This window comes from Leucobacter salsicius M1-8 (assembly GCF_000350525.1).
Classification (GTDB): domain Bacteria; phylum Actinomycetota; class Actinomycetes; order Actinomycetales; family Microbacteriaceae; genus Leucobacter; species Leucobacter salsicius.
This window is the reverse complement of record NZ_AOCN01000028.1, coordinates 19,833-40,315: the sequence shown is the minus strand read 5'-3', so window position 1 is coordinate 40,315 and position 20,483 is coordinate 19,833. Positions and strand designations below refer to the sequence as shown.

Genomic DNA, 20,483 nt, shown 5'->3' with positions numbered 1-20,483 from the left:
GTGACTTTGACGACGACGCGTGCGGCCTTTGACGCCGCACGGGCGACCAACGCTGTGATCCCGGTCTGCCGCGAGGTATTTGCTGATGCAGATACCCCGGTGAGCATTTACCGCAAGGTCGCTGCCTCGCGCCCCGGAACCTTCTTGCTTGAATCGGCGGAGCAGGGGGGCGTCTGGACGCGCTTCAGCTTTGTCGGGGCGGGCAGCTTCGGCGTGCTGGGCGAGCGCGACGGTCGTGCCCACTGGGCCCCCGCCGAGGGGCGAGGTCTGAACGAAGAGCGGCTGCTGCCCGGCGGCATCGCGCAGCTCGCACCCGTCGAAGCGCTGCGCGCCGTGTACGAGTACTGGCGCACCCCCGAGGTGCCCGGTCTGCCGCCGCTCGCGAGTGGCTTTGTGGGTTACCTCGGTTGGGAAACCGTGCGGCAGTTCGAGAAGCTCGAGCACGGCCCCGTCGCGGGCCCCGGGCTTCCCACGCAGTCGCTGAGCTTTGTCTCTGAGCTCGTAGTCATCGACCACCGCGAGGGCAGCGTCGTGCTGCTGGCGAACGTGCTCAACGACGCGTCGGCGGGCGCTAACACGCCCGAGCGTGCTGATGAGCAGTGGGCTGATGCGCAGCGACGCCTCGACGCGCTGCAGGCGGACTTTGCCCGGGCTGCGCCCTCGCCGCTCGGCACGCTCGATCGTGAGACGCTTCCCGCTCCGGATCGCCTCACGTCGACCCCCGAATTCATTGAGTCGACGCTGCGCGCCAAGCAGTACATCGTTGACGGTGACATCTTCCAGGTGGTGCCCTCGCAACGATTTGACCAGGTCTGCACCGCAGATCCGCTCGATGTGTACCGAGTGCTGCGGCATCTGAACCCCAGTCCGTACCTCTACCTGCTGCAGCTGGAAGACGCCGACGGCACGCCGTTTTCGGTCGTCGGCTCGAGCCCCGAGGCGCTGGTCACGGTGCAGAGCGACGGTCACGTGATGACCCACCCGATCGCGGGCTCACGGCCCCGAGGTGCCACGACTCCCGAGGATCAGCGGCACGAGCGCGAGCTCCTGGCCGATGAGAAGGAACGCGCCGAGCACCTCATGCTCGTGGACCTCGCCCGCAACGACCTGCTGCGCGTCTGCGAACCGGGCAGCGTCGAGGTGACGGAGTTCATGCGGATCGAGCGCTTCAGCCACATCATGCACATTGTGTCGACGGTGGAGGGACGCACGCGTGCAGCCGAGAACCCGGTCGACGTGTTTCGCGCGACGTTCCCCGCGGGCACGCTGTCGGGGGCGCCGAAGCCTCGCGCACTTGAGATCATCGACGAACTCGAGCCTGTTCAGCGCGGCGTCTACGGTGGCGTCGTTGGATACTTCGGGCTGGGTGGTGCCGCAGATCTCGCGATCGCTATCCGCACCGCAACCATCAAGGACGGCATCGCAATGGTGCAGGCGGGCGCCGGTATCGTGGCCGACTCGGTGCCCGAAAGCGAGGACGCCGAGTGCCTGAGCAAGGCGGCCGCGCCGCTGCGCGCCATCGCCATCGCCAACTCGCTCGCGGCTCTGCCCGAACCTGCTCTACCCAACAGCAGTGAAGCGGAGGCTGAAGATGCGCGTTAAGCCGCTTACCCTCGGGGTGATCGCCATCGCCGGGGCGGTCGCACTCGGCGCCGGGTCGCAGGCCTGGATCACCTTCTCACTCGACGGCAACACCGGCGAACAGTCGACCGGGCACGACCTGAACGCGGCCCTGTCGCCCATTGCTATCGCGATCGTCGCGGCGGCGCTCGCGCTCTCGATTGCCGGCCCCGTCTTTCGACGGGTGCTCGGGGTATTGGTCGCCGGGCTGGGAGGCGGCGTCGCCGCCCTCGCCGCGATCGTGATCGCGGATCCCGAGGCCGCGCTGACCGCCCGGGTCACCGAGCTCACCGGCCTCGCCGGGCACGCGGGGTTCGCCGCGGTGTCCTCCGAAAGTCTCACCGTGTGGTCGTGGGTCACTCTCGCCGCCGGTGTGATTGCCGCACTCGCCGGGCTGTTCGTGGCCGTGGCAAGCGGGCGCTGGGGGACAGCGGGCCGCAAGTACGAATCATCGTCCGCCAAAGATCCGGCGCGTTCGCATGATCGGATCTCCGATTGGGATTCGCTGAGCGACGGCGATGATCCGACGGACGACGACGGTCGCGGCGACAGCGATGGCGATGACGCCTCGCCGGGCACGGCCCGCGCGTGAATCGCGGGGGCCGTGCTGCGGTGCGAAGGCGCCCCCAATTTCAGGTAGGCTTGATGTGTTCACACCCATTCAGAGGAGATTCATGAGTACCCAGCACGAAGAACCTGGTCACGGCGATTCGCCCGCCGCATGGACAGCGGTAGTAGTGATGCTGATCGGCGTCGCCGCAGGCACCGTCTTCTTCTTCCTGCACAACCCCACCATGGTGTGGGTCTCGGCAGGAATTGTGGCACTGGGCGCGATCCTCGGCTGGGTCCTTGCTAAGGCCGGCTACGGGGTCAACGGTCCCAAGTACAGCCCGAAGACCACCGACTAAAGTGCTCGAACAGTTGCTGGCGGGCTCCCTTGAGGACGCCCGCCAGCGCCGTGCACGGCAGTCGTACAGCGAGCTCGAGCAGCTTGCTCTCGCACGCACGCCAGCGCTTGACGCGCTCGCTGCGCTCGCGCCTGAGGATCACATGAAGGTCATCGCCGAGGTGAAGCGCGCGAGCCCTTCGCGCGGCGACCTCGCCGCGATCGCCGAGCCGCAGTCTCTCGCCGCTCAGTACGAAGCAGGCGGAGCCAGCGTCGTGAGCGTGCTCACCGAGGAGCGCAAATTTAAGGGATCGCTCGCCGATCTCGAGGCTGTGCGCAAGGCCGTGAGTATTCCCGTGCTGCGCAAAGACTTTATCGGCGACGAGTACCAGGTGCTCGAGGCCCGTGCCGCGGGCGCCGACCTTGTGCTGTTGATTGTGGCGGCCCTGCCGCAGGAGCGCCTCGAAGCGCTCTACGCGTTGATCCGAGAGCTCGGTATGACCGCGCTCGTCGAAGCGCACACCGCCGAAGAGGTCGCTCGAGCTGTAGACCTGGGCGCCCAGCTCATCGGCGTCAACGCGCGCAACCTCAGCACCTTTGAACTTGATCGCGAACTGTTCGGCCGCGTCGCCGACCAGATCCCGGCGGGCGTTATTCGCGTCGCCGAGTCTGCCGTGCAGAGCGTCGCCGATGTCGAGCGCTACCGCGAAGCGGGCGCCGATGCGGTGCTCGTGGGCGAGGCCCTCGTGACCGGCGGAGATCCGATTTCGACGCTGAAGTCTTACTTGAGCGTCTGACCCGACAGGGAGACCATGACACACAACGATGTGGGGGCGGTGAGCCTCCGAGAGGCTCACGGGCCCTTCTTCGGTGAATTCGGTGGGCGCTTCATGCCCGAGTCGCTGATTGCGGCAATCGATGAGCTCACTGAGGCGTACGAAGCAGCGAAGGCTGACCCCGAATTTGGCGCGGAGCTCACTGAGCTGCTGATGACCTATGCGGGGCGGCCGTCGCCGATCACCGAGGTTCCCCGGTTTGCCGCGCACGCCGGTGGGGCGCGCGTGTTCCTCAAGCGCGAGGATCTCAATCACACCGGATCGCACAAGATCAACAACGTGCTCGGCCAGGCGCTGCTCACCAAGCGTCTCGGTAAGTCGCGCGTGATCGCCGAGACCGGCGCGGGGCAGCACGGTGTGGCCACTGCGACCGCCGCCGCCCTATTCGGGCTCAAGTGCACCATCTACATGGGCGAGGTTGACACGGAGCGCCAGGCGCTCAACGTCGCGCGCATGCGGCTGCTCGGTGCCGAGGTTATTGCTGTGAAGGCGGGCTCACGCACGCTGAAGGACGCCATCAACGAGGCCTATCGCGACTGGGTTGCCTCGGTGGAGCGCACCAACTACATCTTCGGTACGGCGGCAGGCCCGCACCCGTTCCCCGCCATGGTGCGTGACTTCCAGAAGATCATTTCTGAGGAAGCGCGCGCGCAACTGCTCGAGCGCGTGGGCCGGTTGCCCGACGCCGTCGTGGCGTGTGTGGGTGGCGGCTCAAACGCGATCGGCATGTTCGACGCGTTCCTCGACGATGCCGATGTGAAGCTCTTCGGTGTCGAGGCGGCCGGCGACGGTGTGGACACCGACCGCCACGCGGCCTCGATCGAGCGCGGGCGCCCCGGCGTTCTGCACGGCTCGCGGACCTACGTGCTGCAGGACGAAGACGGCCAGACGATCGAGTCGCACTCGATTTCGGCCGGACTCGACTATCCGGGCGTCGGGCCCGAGCACGCGTGGCTGTCAGATATTGGCCGCGCCAAGTACATTCCCGCGACCGACGACGAGGCAATGCAAGCGCTGCGGCTCCTGAGCCAGACCGAGGGCATTATTCCCGCGATCGAGTCTGCGCACGCGCTTGCCGGCGCGCTCCGGATCGGCCGCGAGCTGGGCGAGGGAGCCGTGATTGCGGTGAACCTGTCTGGCCGGGGCGATAAGGACATGGCGACTGCCGGGCGTTACTTTGACCTGTTTGATGCTGAGTCGGAGGTGACCGAGTGACCACGCAAGAGTCGTCAGTCTCCCTGGCAATCAAGCGGTCGATGATCGATCGCAAGGGCGCTCTCATCGGCTACCTGCCGGTCGCGTTTCCCGACCTCGATACGAGCGTCGAGGCGGCCATCGCCCTCGCCGAGAACGGTGCCGACGTCATTGAGTTTGGCGTTCCGTACTCTGATCCCGTGATGGATGGCGCCGTGATCCAGGAAGCCACGCAGACCGCGCTTGCGGGTGGCTTCAAGCTGGGTCAGCTGTTCGAAGCGATTCGCCGAGTCCGCGCCGCGGTCGACGTACCCGTCCTCGTGATGACCTACTGGAACCCGGTGATGCAGTACGGCGTCGAACGGTTTGCTAACGATCTCGCAGCAGCCGGGGGAGCAGGGCTGATCACGCCCGACATCACCCCCGAAGCCGCTGGCGAGTGGATCGAGGTGAGCAAGCGCATCGGGCTCGACCGCGTGTTCCTTGCTGCGCCGAGCTCGAGCGACGCCCGGTTGCGGCTCGTCTCTGAGTCGACGACCGGATTCGTGTACACGGTTTCCACGATGGGTATCACGGGTGAGCGCGCCCAGCTCGACCAGGCAGCGCGTACCCTGACGGCTCGGCTGCGTGAGGTGGGCGCCCCGCTGGCGTGTGTGGGCATCGGCATTTCGACGCCCGAACAGGTGTCGGCGGCGCTCGATTACGCAGACGGCGCGATCGTCGGAACCGCATTTGTGCGTGCGCTGCGCGACGGGGGAGTGCCCGCACTCGCCGAGGTTGTGCGGCACATTGCCAGCGGTACGCATCGAGCATCCACTGATCCTGACCGCGCCGCGCGCTAGGATTATTTCCATACCGCCGCATCTGCGGCAAGACCAGTCGGACGGCGTTACCGCCCGTGCTATGAGGGCGGCCCTGCCGCCAGTGAAAGAGGAGTGAATGATTCTCCCGCTCAGCATCCCCAGCCCGGACATGCAGTTTCTGCAGATCGGCCCGCTGCGCATCTACTTCTACGCGCTCTGCATCATCCTCGGCATCATTTTGGCCGCAGTATGGACGGCGCGCAGGCTCGGTAAGCGCGGCGGCGAGCAGGGGGCGGTCTTCGACTTCCTCGTCTGGTCGCTCGTGCTCGGCATCATCGGTGCACGCCTGTACCACGTGGTCACCCACTGGGGCGACTACTTTGGCCCGGGAAAAAACCCGCTTGATGCGTTTGCATTCTGGCAGGGTGGCATCGCCATCTTCGGTTCGCTGCTGGGCGGCGCCGTAGGCGTTCTGATCGCCTCGCGCATCACCGGGATCCGGTTCTGGTCGTTCGCAGATGCGCTCGTTCCCGGTCTACTGCTGGCTCAGGCCGTCGGCCGCCTCGGGAACTGGTTCAACCATGAACTCTTCGGCGGCCCCACCACGCTGCCCTGGGGCCTCGAAATTGCTGCGAGCAACCCGGCCTTCCCCATCGGCCTGCCCGAGGGAACGCTGTTCCACCCCACATTCCTGTACGAGGCGCTGTGGAACATCCTCGGCATCGTTGTGCTGCTCGCGATCGAGCGTAAGTTCAAGCCGCGCTGGGGCACCTTCTTCGCGATGTACCTCATCTGGTACGGCATCGGACGTGCGTTCACCGAGTCGCTGCGCGTTGACCCGAGCCTGCTCTTTCTGGGCATCCGCACCAACGTGCTCGCCGCGCTGCTTGCCATCGTCGTAGGCATTGCACTGTTCATCGTGCAGCGCAAGCGCCACGTTGGCCTGGAGCGCTCGGTATACCTGCTCGGCCGCATCAACCCGGCCGATGGCACGCTCGCCGCGACGGCCAACTCCGAGGAGTTCTTCCATATTCTTCCGCACGCGGGGGACCGCGCGGAAGCCGCGAGCGACATCGACCTGGCAACACCCGCCAACAAGTAAAGGGAGCTTACATGCGCCACGCCAAGATCGTAGCCACCTGGGGGCCTGCGGTTTCCAGTTACGACCGAACGCTCGAACTGATCCAGGCTGGCGTGAACGTTGCGCGCCTCAATATGTCGCACGGCACCTACAACGTGCACGAGGGCATCTACCGCAACATTCGGCGGGCCGAGGAGGAGGTCGGTCGCCCGATCGCCGTGCTGGCAGACCTCCAGGGCCCTAAGATTCGTTTGGGCAAATTCGAGGGTGGCCCCTACAACCTCGAGGTCGGCGACGAGTTTGCGATCACGACGCGCGACATCGTCGGCGACGCATCCATTTGTGGCACCACCCATAAGGGGCTGCCCGGCGATGTGAACGTGGGCGACCCGCTCCTGGTCGACGACGGCAAGGTCGGTCTGCGCGCGGTCCGCGTGACCGAGGACACCGTCTATACGGTCGTCGAGATCCCCGGCAAGGTGTCGAACAACAAGGGCATCAATCTGCCGGGCGTCGCGGTCAACGTGCCCGCACTGTCGGAGAAGGACGAGCAGGATCTGCGCTGGGCGATCGCCCTTGGCGCCGACTACATCGCTCTCTCGTTTGTGCGCGACGCTGCTGACATCGTGCGCGTGCACGAGATCATGGACGAGGAAGGCGTACGCCTGCCCGTTATCGCCAAGATCGAGAAGCCCCAGGCTGTTGAACATCTCGAAGAGATTGTTGCGGCCTTTGACGGCATCATGGTTGCGCGTGGTGACCTGGGCGTCGAGCTGCCGCTCGAGCGCGTTCCGCTCGTACAGACCGAGGCCGTGGCGCTCGCGCGCCGCAACGCGAAGCCCGTCATCGTGGCAACGCAGGTGCTCGAGTCCATGATCGAGAACCCGCGCCCGACCCGCGCTGAAGCCTCCGACTGCGCCAACGCCGTGCTCGACGGGGCAGACGCGGTCATGCTCTCAGGCGAGACCAGCGTCGGCGAGTACCCGGTCGAAGCTGTTGCGACGATGGCCCGCATCATTGAGGCGACCGAGGAACATGCGCTGGACCGCATCGATCCGCTCGGCGTTGAGCCGCGCACACAGGGTGGCGTTCTGACGCTCGCTGCCGCAGAAGTCGCAGAGTTCATCGGCGCACGCTACATCTGCGTGTTTACCGAGTCGGGCGACACTGTCCGCCGGATGTCGCGTCTGCGCAAGCCGATTCCCATTTTGGGCTTCACGCCCGACGCTGAGACGCGGCGCCGCATGGAGCTGACGTGGGGCGCGCGCAGCTACGAGGTGCCGCGCGTTGACAGCACCGACGAGATGTTTATCCAGGTCGACGAGGTGCTGCTCAAGCACGGTCGTGTCGAGCTCGGCGACAAGGTGCTCGTCATCGCAGGATCCCCTCCCGGGGTGGTTGGCACGACCAACACGCTGCGTATTCACCGCATCGGCGAGGCCACGGGCCAGCTGCCCGAGGCGGGCCCGCGCAAGCACACGATTGGGCGTCGCACGCTCGATTCCTAGGCTCCGTGGTCTAGTTTTCTAGACGCCGAGTCACGCACCAGCGCCCGGTGTCGGACACGTCCAAACGTGTCCGACACCGGGCGCTGTGCTGTGTGGCTTGTCCTGTGTGATGTGCGCTGCGTGCGTGCTGAGAGCCTGCACAGGCCTCGTTACGCCGGGTGATCGGCGTTGTACCGAGTGAGCACCTCTTCGATGGCGGCGTCGAGCTGGAGCTTGCCCGAGTCAAGGTATAGACCCCTGGTGCAAAACCGCCGCAGGTCGCGCTCGTTGTGGGAGACCAAGAAGAGTGTCTTCCCCTCTGCGAGCAGCTCCTCGATGCGCTTGTAGCACCGCGCACGAAACGCCTTGTCGCCCACGGCGAGGACCTCATCGACGAGCAACACGGGCTCGTCGAGCTGCGAGATGAGCGAGAACGCGACGCGCACCTTCATGCCACTCGATAGGTGTTTGAAGGGCGTGTCAATCACATCGGCCGCCCCCGCGAAGTCGATGATGTCGTCGAAGCGGCGCGCGATCTCTGCCTTCGAGAGCCCGTGGAGGCCCGCGGTCAGTTGCACGTTGTCCCGCACGGTGAGGTCGCCCACGAAGCCTCCGGTGATCTCAATCAGCGGCGCGACGCCACCGTGGACCCGCACGTGCCCCTCGTCGGGGAAGAGGACACCCGCGACGAGCTTCAGCAGGGTCGACTTGCCCTGGCCGTTACGCCCCACGACGCCGATCGCTTCACCGGGTTGCACGGCAAAGGAGACGTCTCGGAGGGCCCAAAAGTCGCCCGGGCGGTTGCGTCGCTTTCCCCCGGAGAAGAGGTCCTTAAAGCTGCGCCGAGCCCCTCGGTTGCGCCGAAAACGCACGCCGAGGCCGGCCGCGGTGATGATCGGATCGGTCGTCGACGGGGCGACCGAGGAGTTTTCGGGGGTGGTCACGCTAGAGCTCCTTGAGAACGCCGCCGATAGCGCGACGGAAGACGATGATGCCAACGATGAGCGTGACGACGGTGATGGCCGCCGAACTCAGCACGAGCGCGGGGTCGAACTGGTTCGGAAAGAATCCAGCCCGAAACAGCGAGAAGATTCCCGACAGCGGATTCAGCCAGGCGAGCGGCTGTGCAAACTCGGGCAGATCGGCCGCGCCATAAATGATCGGTGATGCGTAGAACAGCACGCGAAGCACCAGCTTTACGGCTCGTTCGAGATCCCGGAAGAACACGACGAGCGGGGCGATGATCAGGCCCAGACCCAGGGTCAGAACGCCCAACATGAGTGTTGCGACGGGGAACCAGAGGAGCCCCGGTCCCACCTGAGCGCCCGAGAATATGGCAAACAGGGCCAACACGGGCAAGCTCAGCAAGAACTCGACGCCCTTTGAGCAGACGATGCGCCCGACCCAGATCCAGTGCGGTAGTGCTACCGAGCGCACCAGCTTCATGTCGCGCAGGAAGGCGCGCGTGGAGTCTGAGACCGCACCATTCAGCCACATCCAGGGCAGCATCGCAGTGAGGAGAAACACGATGTAAGGCGATTCGCCCACTCCGCGAGAAAAGACCTGGGTGAAAATGAACCAGTAGATCAGGCTCATGAGAAGTGGATCGAGTATCGACCACAGGTATCCGAGCATCGAGGTGGAGTAACGCACCTTGAGGTCTCGCCTGGTCAGGAGCCACAGCGCCGACCAGGCGCGAGAGCGCGGACGGGGGGTGGCAGCGGGGGTGTTCACCCCTCTATTCTGCCGTGTCCCTGTGTGAGTCGGCGCGCGGGGCACCGGGTGCGTCTGAATTTGGTAGGTTAGAGCTTGTGCCGCCACTGAGTTCTTCCGCCATGCCCGCCCCGCAGACAGGGGGAGGTGAGGTGTCGGTTGAGCCCTCGGTCGATTCCTCCGATGTAGGTGGCTCGCAGGCCACAAGCCCCGCCGCGGATCAGGCGGCAGCCGAACGTGCCCGTGCCCCGCGCACCGGCCGGATCCAGGTCCCCGTGCCCTCGATCGTGCGTGCGCGTGAGCGTGGCAAGATCGCCGCACAGAACCCGGTCGTGTTGAGCACCGAGGTGCTCACGAAGACCTACGGTTCGCTCGTCGCGGCCAACGAGGTCACGATGAACGTGCACGCCGGGTCGTTCACCGGCGTGGTGGGCCCGAACGGTGCGGGTAAGACGACGACGCTGTCGATGATTAGCGGATTGCTGCGTCCGACGTCCGGTCGCGTGACCGTGGGCAGCGTTGACGTATGGCGCGATGGCCCCGCTGCCAAGCGGCTCATCGGCACGCTGCCCGACCGACTGCGTCTGTTTGACCGCCTCACCGGCGCGCAGCTCTTGTACTACTCGGGTGTGCTGCACGGCGTCCCCGAGGCATCGGTGGCACAGCGTGCGGGCGAATTGGCTGCAGCATTCGGCCTCGAGTCGGCGCTTGGCCGACTCGTCTCCGACTACTCAGCGGGCATGCAGAAGAAGATTGCGCTCGCCTGCTCCATGATTCACGCCCCCGAGGTGCTCGTGCTCGATGAGCCGTTTGAGGCTATCGACCCGGTGTCTGCCTCGAACGTGACTGACATTCTTGAGAAGTACGTTGCGGGCGGCGGCAGTGTCGTCATGTCCAGCCACAGCCTCGATCTGATTCAGCGCGTGTGTGACCACGTTTCGATCATCGTAGACGGCAGCATTATTGCGCAGGGCACCGTCGATGATGTGCGCGACGGCCAGAGCCTGGAGGAGCGCTTTGTGCAGCTCACCGGCGGCGGCGAGACACGAAAGGGACTCGAATGGCTGCACGGCTCTTCCGACTCAGAGTAGCGCTGCTTGGCGCCATCTTCCGGGGTTCGGTGGGTCGTGCATTTCGAGCGAGCCTCGGTCTCTTGGTGGCTTTCGCAGCGGTGATCGTTGCGGCCGCGGCACCGTCGTACCTGGCGGTCTCTGACACGCAGCGCGCGATGATCGACGTGCTGGTCGGTGCCGTGGTGCTCGCGGCAACGTTTGTGGTGCCCTTCTTCTCGAACCAGCGCAACCTGTCGCCCGCTCAGCTTGCACAGTTTCCGGTGACTCCCGGATCTGTCGGCTTCGGGCTGTTCATTACGACTGTGGTGAGCTGGCCGTTCTTGATCTTCGCCGCCTGGCTCATCGCGCTTGGCGTGTTTCGCGCCGAGTGGAGCGGAGCGGGCTGGATGCTGATCGCCGGGCTCGCGCTTGCCGCGCTGCTGGGTATTGCCTGCGTGCGCGTGATGGCTGCGCTGTCGCAGCGCATGACCGGTGTGCGTTACGCGGGCGCTCTGCGCACCGTGGGCGTGGTGCTGCTCGTGGCGTGCGTCCCGTTTGTGGTGCTCGCGGCGTCGGTGACGCTCACCTCTGCCGGTGAAGCCGGCGCGGCCGAGGCCGCACGCATCGCGGGATGGACCCCCTTCGGGGCGCCGTTCGCCGCCATCGGCCTGGCCGCTTCGGGCGATGTTGATGCCGCGCTGTTGCGGTTGGGGGTGGCCGCGGCCACGATTATCGTGTTGCTGCTGCTCTGGATCCCGATCGTGCGCGTGTCCCTGCACCGCATCGACCGTCCCGCCGACCCGGGTATTGCGCGCCGCGGACTGGGCTGGTTCGAGCGCTTCTCGGCGCGGCCCGCCCAGGTGATTGCCGCCCGCAGTCTCACCTACTGGTCGCGAGACCCCCGGTATCGTGTCGCGCTGTTCGCGATCCCCATCGCCCCCATCGTGATGCTGGCGGCATTCGCCGTCGCGGGTGCCGACATGCGCAGCCTGGCCCTCGTGCCGCTGCCGGTGGTGCTGCTGTTGCTCGCCTGGTCGCAGCACAACGACGTCGCCATGGACTCGACGGCGATCTGGGAACACGTTGCCAGCGGCATTCGCGGCAGCGCCGACCGCGCGGGCCGCCTGGCCCCGGTGCTCATGATTGGCGTGCCCCTCGCGGTGATCGGCTCCAGCATCACGGTGACGCTCGCGGGCGAATGGCGCATCCTGCCCGCCGTCTTGGGGCTCAACCTCGCCGTGCTGTTCGTTGCCGCCGGTGTTACGAGTGTGTTCTCCGTCGCGATGCCCTACCCGGCAACGCGGCCCGGCGACAGCCCGTTCGTGCAGCCGCAGTGGTCGGGCTCCGGCTCGGGGCTGGCCCAGACGCTCTCAATGATTGTGTCGCTCGTCGTAGCGGTGCCGCCCGTGTGGTTCGCGATCGTCGCGGTGATCGACGTGTCGTTCCTGCAGAACATGTGGGCGCTCGCCTTTGGTGTCGGCTACGGGCTTCTCGTGCTGCTGCTCGGCATCTTCGTGGGCGGCAAGCTGTTCGAGCGCAACGGCCCCGAGCTGATCGCGGTCACTCAGATCTTCGACTAACCCCGCAACATCTTCGCGAGCGTTACTAAGCGAGGCGCGGTAGAATTGCGTTATGGGTATCTTCACGCGTGACGACAAATCTACCGGGGGCGGCACTGACCTGCTCGACCGCGAACTCGAGAAGCTGCTCGAGGACGCGCAGATCGAAGACGGCGACCACGAGCGCTTCTCGCACTACGTGCCGAAGGACAAGATCCTGCAGTCGGCCATGACCGGCAAGGCCGTGCGCGCACTGTGCGGCAAGAAATGGACGCCCTCGCGCGACCCCGAGAAGTTCCCCGTATGCCCCGACTGCAAAAAGGTCTACGAGAACATGAAGAAGTAGCGAAACGAAAAGGCCCGGGTGCTCAGCACCCGGGCCTTTTTGATCCGGATCTCGTTTCAGCCGCGCGATCCGGTCGTCATTCAGAGGTACTGCGTGGGGATTGCGGGGTCGCCGCGGGTGAGACTCATCGCGACGGGCGGAAGCTCGGCGACGCAGATGCGGTGGCGCTCGCGCGCGGCCGCGATGCCGTCCGTGCCGGTGTTGCCGGGCACTACGGCACCCGCGCGCATGAGCGGGACGAGCACGCTGCGGCCCTGGTGGCCCGCGAACTGGGCGGTGCTGGCGAACTCGTCGGCACCCTCGGGGCCGTCTCCGACCGCGATCAGCTCAGCGGTAGCGACACCGTAGTCATCGAGTGCGCGGCGCACTGACTTGCGACCGCCGACGGAGGCCTTGCCCTCCGAGTTCTTCGCGACCGAGACCCAGTCGCCCGCATCGTTCTGGCGGGCGACGAGCTTGTAGACCATGCTCATCGTGGGGGTGCCGGATCCGGTAACCACGGAGGTGCCGACGCCAAAGCTGTCGACGGGGGAGGCCGCGAGCGCGGCGACCGTGTGCTCATCGAGATCGTTGGTGACGGTAATGCGAGTGTTTGTGGCGCCCAGATCGTCGAGCAGGCGACGCACCTGCGCCACGACGACGGGCAGATCGCCCGAGTCGATGCGCACGGCGCCGAGGTCGGTGCCCGCGATATCGATGGCGTTGCGCACGCCGCGCTCGATGTTGTAGGTGTCGACGAGCAGGGTCGTGTCGACGCCGAGGGCTGCGACCTGCGCCGCAAAGGCGTCGCGCTCGGAGTCGTGCAGCAGCGTGAACGCGTGTGCAGCGGTGCCCATGGTGGGCACACCGTAGCTGCGCCCCGCCTCAAGGTTTGAAGTCGCGTTGAAGCCGGCAATGTACGCGGCACGCGCGGCGGTGACCGCTGCGTGCTCGCCCGTGCGGCGCGATCCCATCTCGGCGAGCGGCTTGCCCGCGGCGGCGTTGACCATGCGCGAGGCGGCAGTAGCGATCGCCGAGTCCGAGTTCAGGATGCTGAGGGCCAGCGTTTCGAGGAGCACGCCCTCGGCAAAGGTCGACTCGACTGTGAGCACGGGGGATCCGGGGAAGAACACCTCGCCCTCGGGGTATCCCCAGATGTCGCCCGAGAACTTATAGTTGGCGAGCCAGTCGATAGTCTCAGGGCGCACAACCTGCGTGTCGCTCAGAAACGTGAGCTCGGCGTCGGTGAAACGAAAGCGTTCGATGGCTTCGAGCAGCCGCCCGGTTCCGGCGACGACGCCGTAACGGCGGGCCCCCGAGAGTCGGCGCGCGAAGAGTTCAAAGACGCTTTGACGGTTCGCTGTGCCTGCTTGCAGGGCGGCATCGACCATCGTGAGTTCGTAGTGATCGGTGAACAGGGCTGTAGACGTGTGCACCTGGCCAGTGTATCTGCGTGCGCCCGGCCGGGGTGCCACAGGCTCACCGAAAGTCGCGTGAGCTCACCCCGCCCGGCGATGCGAGCGGTTCGAAGGTTTCGGCGATCACATTGCCGACGCCCTCGGGGGAGCGCTCGTAGACGCCGTGCACCACGAGCGCGGGGGACGACCGAGCCACGAGCCGGTTGCGCTCCCACACCCGCGCCCACACGACGATGTTGACCGTGCCTGTCTCGTCCTCGAGCGAGATAAACGTGACCCCGCTGGCGGTGGCCGGGCGCTGCCGGTGCGTCACGATGCCGGCCACCGTGATGCGTGCTCCCGGGCGCGCCCGCGGCAGCCCATCCGAGCGCACGATGCGGCGCTGGTCGAGCTCGCCGCGCAGATGCGCCATGGGGTGCACACCCGTCGTGATGCCCGTCGCCCATAGATCGAGCGCGCTCTGCTCGGCCGGGCTCAACACGGGCAGCAGCGGCGGCTGCATCTCGAGCGCGCTGCCCGCCAGAAACTCCTCGCGGTGCTCGGCAGCCGGGGCAGCCGCCCACAGTGCGGCCCGCCGGTCGAGTCCGAGCCCCGCGAGCGCACCCGCCGCGGCCAGCGCCTCGAGCTGGGTGCGGTCGAGGTTTGCTCGCCTGGCCAGGTCGGGCAGCCCGGCAAACGGGCCGCGCTCGCGCGCTGCCACGACGCGCTCCGCGGCCGCGCGTTCGATGCCGCGCACGCCCGTGAGCCCGAGCCGCACCGCGAAGCCCCGGTCGAGGCGGTGCGCTCCGCTCGTGTCGGGGGCGGCAGGGTCGAACGGCGGTACGGGAGCGGGGTCGGGGGCGGAGTCAGGGCCTGTGGTGGGCCTGCCACCCGAGGTTGCCCCGCTGGCCGCGGTGCAGTCGGGGGCAGATGCACCCGAGCCCGTGCCCTCCAGCGGTTCGAGCCCCGTGTCGACCCCCGAAGTCTGCACGTCGGCGGGCAGCACCGCCACGCCGTGCCGACGGGCGTCCTCGACGAGCGTGCGGGGCGCGTAGAAGCCCATCGGTTGCGCGTTGAGCAGCGACGCGAGAAACGCGCCGGGGTAGTGCAGCTTGAACCATGCGCTCACATAGACGAGCAGCGCGAAGCTGATCGAGTGGCTCTCGGCGAAGCCGAAGCTCGCGAACGCCTCGATCTGGTCGTAGATGCGCTGCGCGTCCTCCTGCGTGAGGCCGTTCGCGCGCATGCCGGTGAACAGCTTTTCGCGCAGGGTGACGACGTGCTCCTCTCCGCGTTTCGAGCCCATCGAGCGGCGCAGCAGGTCGGCGTCCTCGGCGCTGCAGCCGCCCACGGCCATCGCCATCTGCATCAGTTGCTCCTGAAACAGTGGCACGCCCAGGGTGCGCTTCAGTACGGGTTCGAGCGCGGGGTGCGGGTACGTGACGGGCTCCTCGCCGCCGCGGCGTCTGAGATAGGGGTGAATGGCACCGCCCTGAATGGGCCCCGGGCGAATCAGCGCGATCTCGATCACGAGGTCGTAGAAGCTGCGGGGCCTGAGCCTGGGCAGCGTGTTGAGTTGCGCGCGGCTCTCCACCTGAAACACGCCGATCGCGTCGGCGTGGCACAGCATGTCGTAGACGCCCGGCTCCTCCTTGGGGATCGTGCTCATTTCCCACCGCACACCCGTGTGCTCGGCGACGAGATCCATGGCCTGCTGCAGGGCGCTGAGCATGCCGAGGCCCAGAAGGTCGAACTTCACGAGCCCCATCCATGCGCACGACTCCTTGTCCCACTGCAGCACGGTGCGGCCCTCCATGCGCGCATGCTCGATGGGGCATACTTCTCCGACCGGGCGCTCGGTGAGCACCATGCCGCCCGAGTGGATGCCCAGGTGGCGCGGCAGCTTGAGCATCTGCGTCGCGAGGTCGCGCACCTGCGGTGGAATCTGGCCGTTCTCGATTGCGCCCCGTCGTTCGACCTGGCGCGCCCAAGCGAGCTGCTGCCCCGCGCTGTAGCCGAGGGCCTTTGCCGCGTCCCTGATCGCGGCCTTGGGGCGGTAGCTGATGACGTTCGCGACCTGGGCGGCGTTTCTGCGACCGTAGCGCCGGTAGACGTACTGGATCGCCTCTTCGCGGCGGCCCGCATCGAAGTCGACGTCGATATCGGGCTCTTCGTCGCGCATACTCGAGAGGAACCGTTCGAACGGCAGATCGTAGAGGATCGAGTCGACGGCGGTGATGCCCAGCACGTAGCAGACGGCCGAATTCGCAGCCGATCCCCGGCCCTGGCACAGGATGCCGCGGCCCTTCGCGAACTGCACGATGTCGTGCACGATCAGAAAATAGCCGGGAAAATCCTTCGCCTCGATGACCTCGAGTTCGCGTTCGAGGCGCTCCCGCGTGCTGCGCGAGAGCTCGCCGTAGCGCCGCTCGGCGCCCTCCCACGTGAGCCTCCTGAGCCAGCTCATCTGCGTGTGCCCCTCGGGCACCTCGAGCTTCGGCAACTTCGGGGTCGCCGCGCGCAGCGAGAATGCGAGCTCGCGGGCGAGCGGCACGGTGCGGGAAACGGCGCCCGGGAACCGTGCGAATCTGCGCGCCATCGCTGCGCCGGATCGGAGCCTCGCCGCCCCCGTCGCGGCGAGGTACGGGTCCATCTCGGTGAGGCTGCGCCGGGCGCGCACCGCGGCGAGGGCCTCGGCGAGGGGGGCCTCGGCGCCGGTCGCGTAGTGCACACCGCCCGTTGCGATCGTGGGGAGGCCCTGCTGGGCCGCCAGGGAGGCGAGCGCCAGATTGCTGGCGTCGTCACCGGGGTGCCCGTGGTGCGTGAGCTCAACATAGACGTTGTCTGGACCAAACAGATCGCTCAGCGACTGGAGCTCGCGGGTGGCATGGGCCTCACGGTCGGACCGGCCGGTGCCGGCAACCGTTCCAGCAGCAGTGCCGTCGAGCGCCCGTCGCACGGCACCCTTACGGCAGCCGGTCAGGACCACCCAGTCGCCCTCCGCGGCGTCGGCGAGCTGCTCGATGTCGTAGAGCGGGCGACCCTTTTCGCCGCCCGCAAGCTGCCCCTCGGTGATGGCGGCGGCGAGGCGGTGGTACCCGGCCGTGCCGCGGGCGAGCACGAGCAGGTGGGTGCCCTCCGGGTCCGCGACCCCCAGTTGCGGGGAGCTGAGCCCGATCGAGAGCTCTGCGCCGTAGACAGTAAGCAGGGGAGTGTTGTTGACGGTTGCTGCGCCTGAGACGTTCGCGGTGCGCGCGGCGAGCTGGGCCTCCTCCGCGAAGTTCGCGGCACCGTAGAGCCCGTTGTGGTCGGTGATCGCGAGACCCGTCAGCCCGAGCCGGGTGGCCTCCTCCACGAGGCCGCGGGGGCCAGTGGCGCCGTCGAGAAAACTGAAACTCGAGTGCGCGTGCAGTTCGGCGTAGGGGACCGCCGGCGCTTCGGGGCGCGACGGGGTGGCTGGCGTGGCCGGGTGCGGGGCGTCGGTGCTCGTGCTGCCGATGTTCGTGTGGCCGTCGCCCGGTGTACCTGAGTTCGGAGGCCCCGGGCGGCTCGAGAGCGTGCGCTCGAACTCCTGCCACGACAGCGGCGGGTTGTTCCATCCCATGGTCCCCTCCCTTCGACAGCTGGAACTGGGGTAGTGCGGTGGCTGGATCCGGTGGCTGGATCCGGTGGCACAAGTTGGTGGCAGAAATTGGTGGCAGCGGTTAGAGGCAGAGCCGCTAGTCGTATTTGCCCTCGGCAAACCAGCGTCCGGTGTCGTGGATGAGCAGCCAGGCGTCACCCGTTTCGAGCACCACCTGGAGTCGGACCCGAGGCGGGGCCCCCGCCCACCACCGCTCCCGCAACGGCCACGGGGCAGACCACGAGGCGACGGCCGCCGCGCGCGGCAGAGCCGAGGGGGAGAGTGGAGTTTCGGCTGCGGCATCCGGCGGACGCACGCTCAGCCGGGCCGGGGCCTCCTCGAAGAGGTCCTCCGAGTCAACACGCACCGGGCTGCCCGCCGCGTCGACGAGCGCGGCGGGCAGGGGCGGCGAGAACACGAGACTCGGGGCGGGGGCGGCGCCGGGCCAGGGTAACCCGGCGGGTCGCGTGGCGGCTGGCGCGGCTGACCCCCACGGGGCAAACTGCTGCCGGTCGGCTGAGAGCCGCCCCCCGCGCAGCGCAGCGGTACCGATGCTGTCGCGGCCGCGCGACACCTGAATGCCGCGCAAATGGTGGCGCACGCGCTCGTCGGGCTCTGCGCCCCACAAGCCTGCCTCGTGCGCACGGTCGGTATGCGTCGGCGTGATCCGGAGCTTCGCAATGCCCGCACCCCCGCGTTCCTCGCTGGGGCCCGTGCCGCCCAGCGTCCCCGACTCGGCCTGCCACTGCACGCGATCGAGCACGTCCTCCCGGGTGAATCGGGTGGGATGCGACCAGGTGCGTTCGTGGCGAATGCCGAGATCGTCGGTGAGTTCGAGGCGTAGTCCCGTACAAATGAGGGTGGTCTCGGCGAGCGCGGCGAAGAACCGGGAAACGGTGCTCTCTGCCGCCTCGGCAAGCGTGGCGCTCGCGTCGATCGGCGGCTCAAACTCCGCCTCGACCGCGAAGTCGCGCTGCGGTGTGCGGGGGCGCACCTCGGAGCCGTGCTGGGGGCCTGCCGCCGTTGCGCGGCGGTGTACGGTGAGACCTTCGCCGCCGAACCGTTGCCGCACCGCATCCTCGGGGAGCGTCGCGAACGCTCCGAGAGTGTGGATGCCGAGCCCCTGCAGGGTGGCCGCGAGTGGCCCGCTGGCGGCGCGCGTAATCGGCAGCGGCGCGAGAAAGGCCCTGGCCGTCCCTACCGGAACGGAGGTGACGCTGGTCGCCCCGGCTGTCCCGGTGGTGCCGGTGGCGCGGGCGGCCTGCTCCGCCGCAAAGAGCCCGTCGGAAATGCCAATACGGGCGTCGGAAAACCCGAGCGCCCGGAGGGTGCCGAGTATCGCCTGGGCGGCGGGCTCCTCGCCGCCGTAATAGCGTGCGGGGCCCCGCGCTCGCAGCGCAGCGAGGCCCGGGCGCCGGGCCTCCACACCCGCCACGACCTCCTCAAGCGCGCCGATGACGGGGGCGAAGCTGCGCGCGTCGCGATCCGGATCGTGCGGATGCAGCTCGAGCGCGGGACAGACCGCCTGGGCGTCGCGCTCGCGCATGCCCGCGCGCACTCCGGCCTCGCGCGCCCGTGAACAGCAGGCCACGATGCGATGGTTTGCCACGAGCGCGAGCGGGGCGGTGTGCGCCTCTGCGTCACGGAGCGTGCCGCGGAGGGCGTGCACGGGCCAATCGGGAACCCAGAGCACCATCACGCGTTCGGCACGGGAATTGGCGTCGGAGCCGTGGGGGGCCGAGCTCACCGCCTGCAGGGCGACAGTCATGGTCGCTTCGCCGTGGTGAGGGTGCCGCCTGAGAAGCGCAGAGCGTGCCGGGTGGTGCCGCGGCTGCTACGGGTAGCGACGGTGAGCTCACGGGCTTCAAGACTGCCGAAGCCTCGTTCGAGCCCCTCCCAGCGGGATTCGGTCACGCTGAGGGAGGCGGCCGTGCCCGGCCAGGCGCTGGTCACCACGAGGGCTGAGCCGTGCTCTCGGAGCCGCGCGGCGATGCGCTCGGCGACGCCGGCGGGGGTCTGCGCTGGAGTGTGGAGCAGTGTGACGGTGAGCGCCTCGCTGAGTGTTCCGGCGAGGGCCGCGGCATCAGCCCCGGGGTTGGGAATCAGTACGCAGCGATCGAGGGCGATGCCCAGGGCGGCAGCGGATTCCGCGCCGAACGCGGGGCATCCGATCACGCCGCACCACTCGCCAGCGCTTGACGCCTCCGCGAGAAACGCGAGCGCGAGTTGCCACGAGCCGTGGACCGAATAGGCCGTTCCGGCGTGGATAGCGGCCCCGGGTAAGAGTCGTCGTAGCTCCGGGTGGGTAGGGAGCTTCCGTTCGGGCAGCCGCATGGGCTGCATCTGCGAGATGCGCTGCTGCAGCGAGTGAACGGTGGGGGAGACCATGCAGCAATATTCGAACATATATTCGAATAAGTCAATCTCGCGAGGCGGCTCGCGTGGCTGGTTGCGCGCGGCCCCGCCAGTGCGCGCAAGAGAGCGTAGGATGGTGAGGATGAACGAGGATGAGCTAGACGATTACGAACGTGACGCTGAGCTGTCGCTCTTTCGCGAATACCGCGATATTGCCAGCCAGTTTCGTTACGTGGTGGAGACTGAGCGCCGCTTTTACCTGGCCAACGAGGTTGACCTGCAGCGCCAGGACGCCGGGAGCGATTTCTACTTTGAGCTCACAATGAGCGACGTGTGGGTCTGGGATGTGTATCGCTCGGATCGCTTTGTGAAGTCGGTGCGCGTGCTGACTTTCAAGGATGTGAACGTCGAGGAGCTTTCGGCGCGCGAGTTCGCACTGCCGCAGGAGCTCGCGCTCGACGAGTAGTCGCATGTGTTGACGCGTGGGCGGAGTGGGAAGGTTCCCGCGTTCGCCCATGCTGTGTTTTCGGGGGCTGGAGTGACCTGTGCCCTG

General features: G+C 67.4%; 18 protein-coding genes. 12 read left to right on the top strand and 6 right to left on the bottom strand.

All coding sequences use genetic code 11. The features are described 5' to 3' along the window. The 8 genes from C795_RS0114280 (at position 1) to pyk (ending at position 7,928) form a co-directional block, all read left to right on the top strand. The gene (locus tag C795_RS0114280; RefSeq protein WP_017794428.1) at positions 1–1,602 is read left to right on the top strand and encodes an anthranilate synthase component I; all 1,602 of its coding nucleotides are present in this window, start codon (positions 1–3) and stop codon (positions 1,600–1,602) included. After that, positions 1,574–2,212 (top strand): Trp biosynthesis-associated membrane protein, encoded by a 639-nt coding sequence (locus tag C795_RS0114275; RefSeq protein WP_232225506.1) that lies wholly within the window; start codon positions 1,574–1,576, stop codon positions 2,210–2,212. Before C795_RS0114280 ends, C795_RS0114275 begins: the two co-directional genes overlap by 29 nt. 82 nt (positions 2,213–2,294) lie before the next feature. Beyond that, on the top strand, positions 2,295–2,528 hold the full coding sequence (locus C795_RS0114270; RefSeq protein ID WP_017794426.1) for a DUF6704 family protein: 234 nt from the start codon (positions 2,295–2,297) through the stop codon (positions 2,526–2,528). 1 nt (position 2,529) lies between these two features. Next, a complete protein-coding gene (gene trpC / locus C795_RS0114265; protein ID WP_017794425.1) occupies positions 2,530–3,303 on the top strand; it encodes an indole-3-glycerol phosphate synthase TrpC in 774 nt (257 codons plus the stop codon). 15 nt (positions 3,304–3,318) lie between these two features. Then, positions 3,319–4,557: a tryptophan synthase subunit beta gene (gene trpB / locus C795_RS0114260; protein ID WP_017794424.1), complete on the top strand. Its 1,239-nt coding sequence runs from the start codon at positions 3,319–3,321 to the stop codon at positions 4,555–4,557. Further along, a complete protein-coding gene (gene trpA / locus C795_RS0114255) occupies positions 4,554–5,378 on the top strand; it encodes a tryptophan synthase subunit alpha (RefSeq protein WP_017794423.1) in 825 nt (274 codons plus the stop codon). The genes trpB and trpA overlap by 4 nt, the downstream gene beginning before the upstream one ends. A 97-nt stretch (positions 5,379–5,475) precedes the next feature. After that, on the top strand, positions 5,476–6,441 hold the full coding sequence (gene lgt, locus C795_RS0114250) for a prolipoprotein diacylglyceryl transferase (protein WP_017794422.1): 966 nt from the start codon (positions 5,476–5,478) through the stop codon (positions 6,439–6,441). Positions 6,442–6,452: 11 nt separating this feature from the next. Continuing rightward, positions 6,453–7,928 carry a pyruvate kinase gene (gene pyk, locus C795_RS0114245; RefSeq protein WP_017794421.1) on the top strand — a complete coding sequence of 492 codons (1,476 nt, stop codon included), beginning with the start codon at positions 6,453–6,455 and terminating at the stop codon, positions 7,926–7,928. A 149-nt stretch (positions 7,929–8,077) separates the two neighbouring features. On the opposite strand, the gene C795_RS0114240 is transcribed toward pyk, so the two are convergent. Both C795_RS0114240 and C795_RS0114235 read right to left on the bottom strand, forming a co-directional pair. Then, positions 8,078–8,851 (bottom strand): ABC transporter ATP-binding protein, encoded by a 774-nt coding sequence (locus tag C795_RS0114240; RefSeq protein WP_017794420.1) that lies wholly within the window; start codon positions 8,849–8,851, stop codon positions 8,078–8,080. A gap of 1 nt (position 8,852) precedes the next feature. Further along, positions 8,853–9,641 carry an ABC transporter permease gene (locus C795_RS0114235; protein ID WP_017794419.1) on the bottom strand — a complete coding sequence of 263 codons (789 nt, stop codon included), beginning with the start codon at positions 9,639–9,641 and terminating at the stop codon, positions 8,853–8,855. Between the two features lie 131 nt (positions 9,642–9,772). Between C795_RS0114235 and C795_RS0114230 the strand changes: the two genes are divergently transcribed. From C795_RS0114230 to C795_RS0114220, 3 genes are all read left to right on the top strand, one after another. Then, positions 9,773–10,711 (top strand): ABC transporter ATP-binding protein, encoded by a 939-nt coding sequence (locus tag C795_RS0114230; RefSeq protein ID WP_017794418.1) that lies wholly within the window; start codon positions 9,773–9,775, stop codon positions 10,709–10,711. Between the two features lie 65 nt (positions 10,712–10,776). Further along, on the top strand, positions 10,777–12,252 hold the full coding sequence (locus C795_RS0114225) for a hypothetical protein (protein WP_232225505.1): 1,476 nt from the start codon (positions 10,777–10,779) through the stop codon (positions 12,250–12,252). A gap of 52 nt (positions 12,253–12,304) precedes the next feature. Then, the gene (locus tag C795_RS0114220) at positions 12,305–12,577 is read left to right on the top strand and encodes a DUF3039 domain-containing protein (RefSeq protein ID WP_017794416.1); all 273 of its coding nucleotides are present in this window, start codon (positions 12,305–12,307) and stop codon (positions 12,575–12,577) included. An 80-nt stretch (positions 12,578–12,657) separates the two neighbouring features. Here C795_RS0114220 and C795_RS0114215 read toward each other — a convergent pair whose 3' ends face one another. The 4 genes from C795_RS0114215 to C795_RS0114200 all read right to left on the bottom strand — a co-directional run bounded on the left by C795_RS0114215 (position 12,658) and on the right by C795_RS0114200 (position 19,963). Further along, complete coding sequence (locus C795_RS0114215) at positions 12,658–13,992, bottom strand: nicotinate phosphoribosyltransferase (RefSeq protein WP_026139711.1); 1,335 nt, start codon at positions 13,990–13,992, stop codon at positions 12,658–12,660. 43 nt (positions 13,993–14,035) lie between these two features. Then, positions 14,036–17,557: an error-prone DNA polymerase gene (locus C795_RS0114210; protein ID WP_017794414.1), complete on the bottom strand. Its 3,522-nt coding sequence runs from the start codon at positions 17,555–17,557 to the stop codon at positions 14,036–14,038. Positions 17,558–17,672: 115 nt separating this feature from the next. Next, a complete protein-coding gene (locus C795_RS0114205; protein ID WP_017794413.1) occupies positions 17,673–19,343 on the bottom strand; it encodes a DNA polymerase Y family protein in 1,671 nt (556 codons plus the stop codon). Then, entirely contained in the window at positions 19,340–19,963 is a 624-nt protein-coding gene (locus tag C795_RS0114200) for a hypothetical protein (RefSeq protein ID WP_017794412.1), read from the bottom strand. Before C795_RS0114200 ends, C795_RS0114205 begins: the two co-directional genes overlap by 4 nt. Positions 19,964–20,072: 109 nt before the next feature. On the opposite strand from C795_RS0114200, the gene C795_RS0114195 reads away from it, so the two are divergent. Continuing rightward, on the top strand, positions 20,073–20,396 hold the full coding sequence (locus C795_RS0114195; RefSeq protein ID WP_017794411.1) for a DUF2469 domain-containing protein: 324 nt from the start codon (positions 20,073–20,075) through the stop codon (positions 20,394–20,396). The last annotated feature ends 87 nt before the right edge of the window (positions 20,397–20,483 follow it).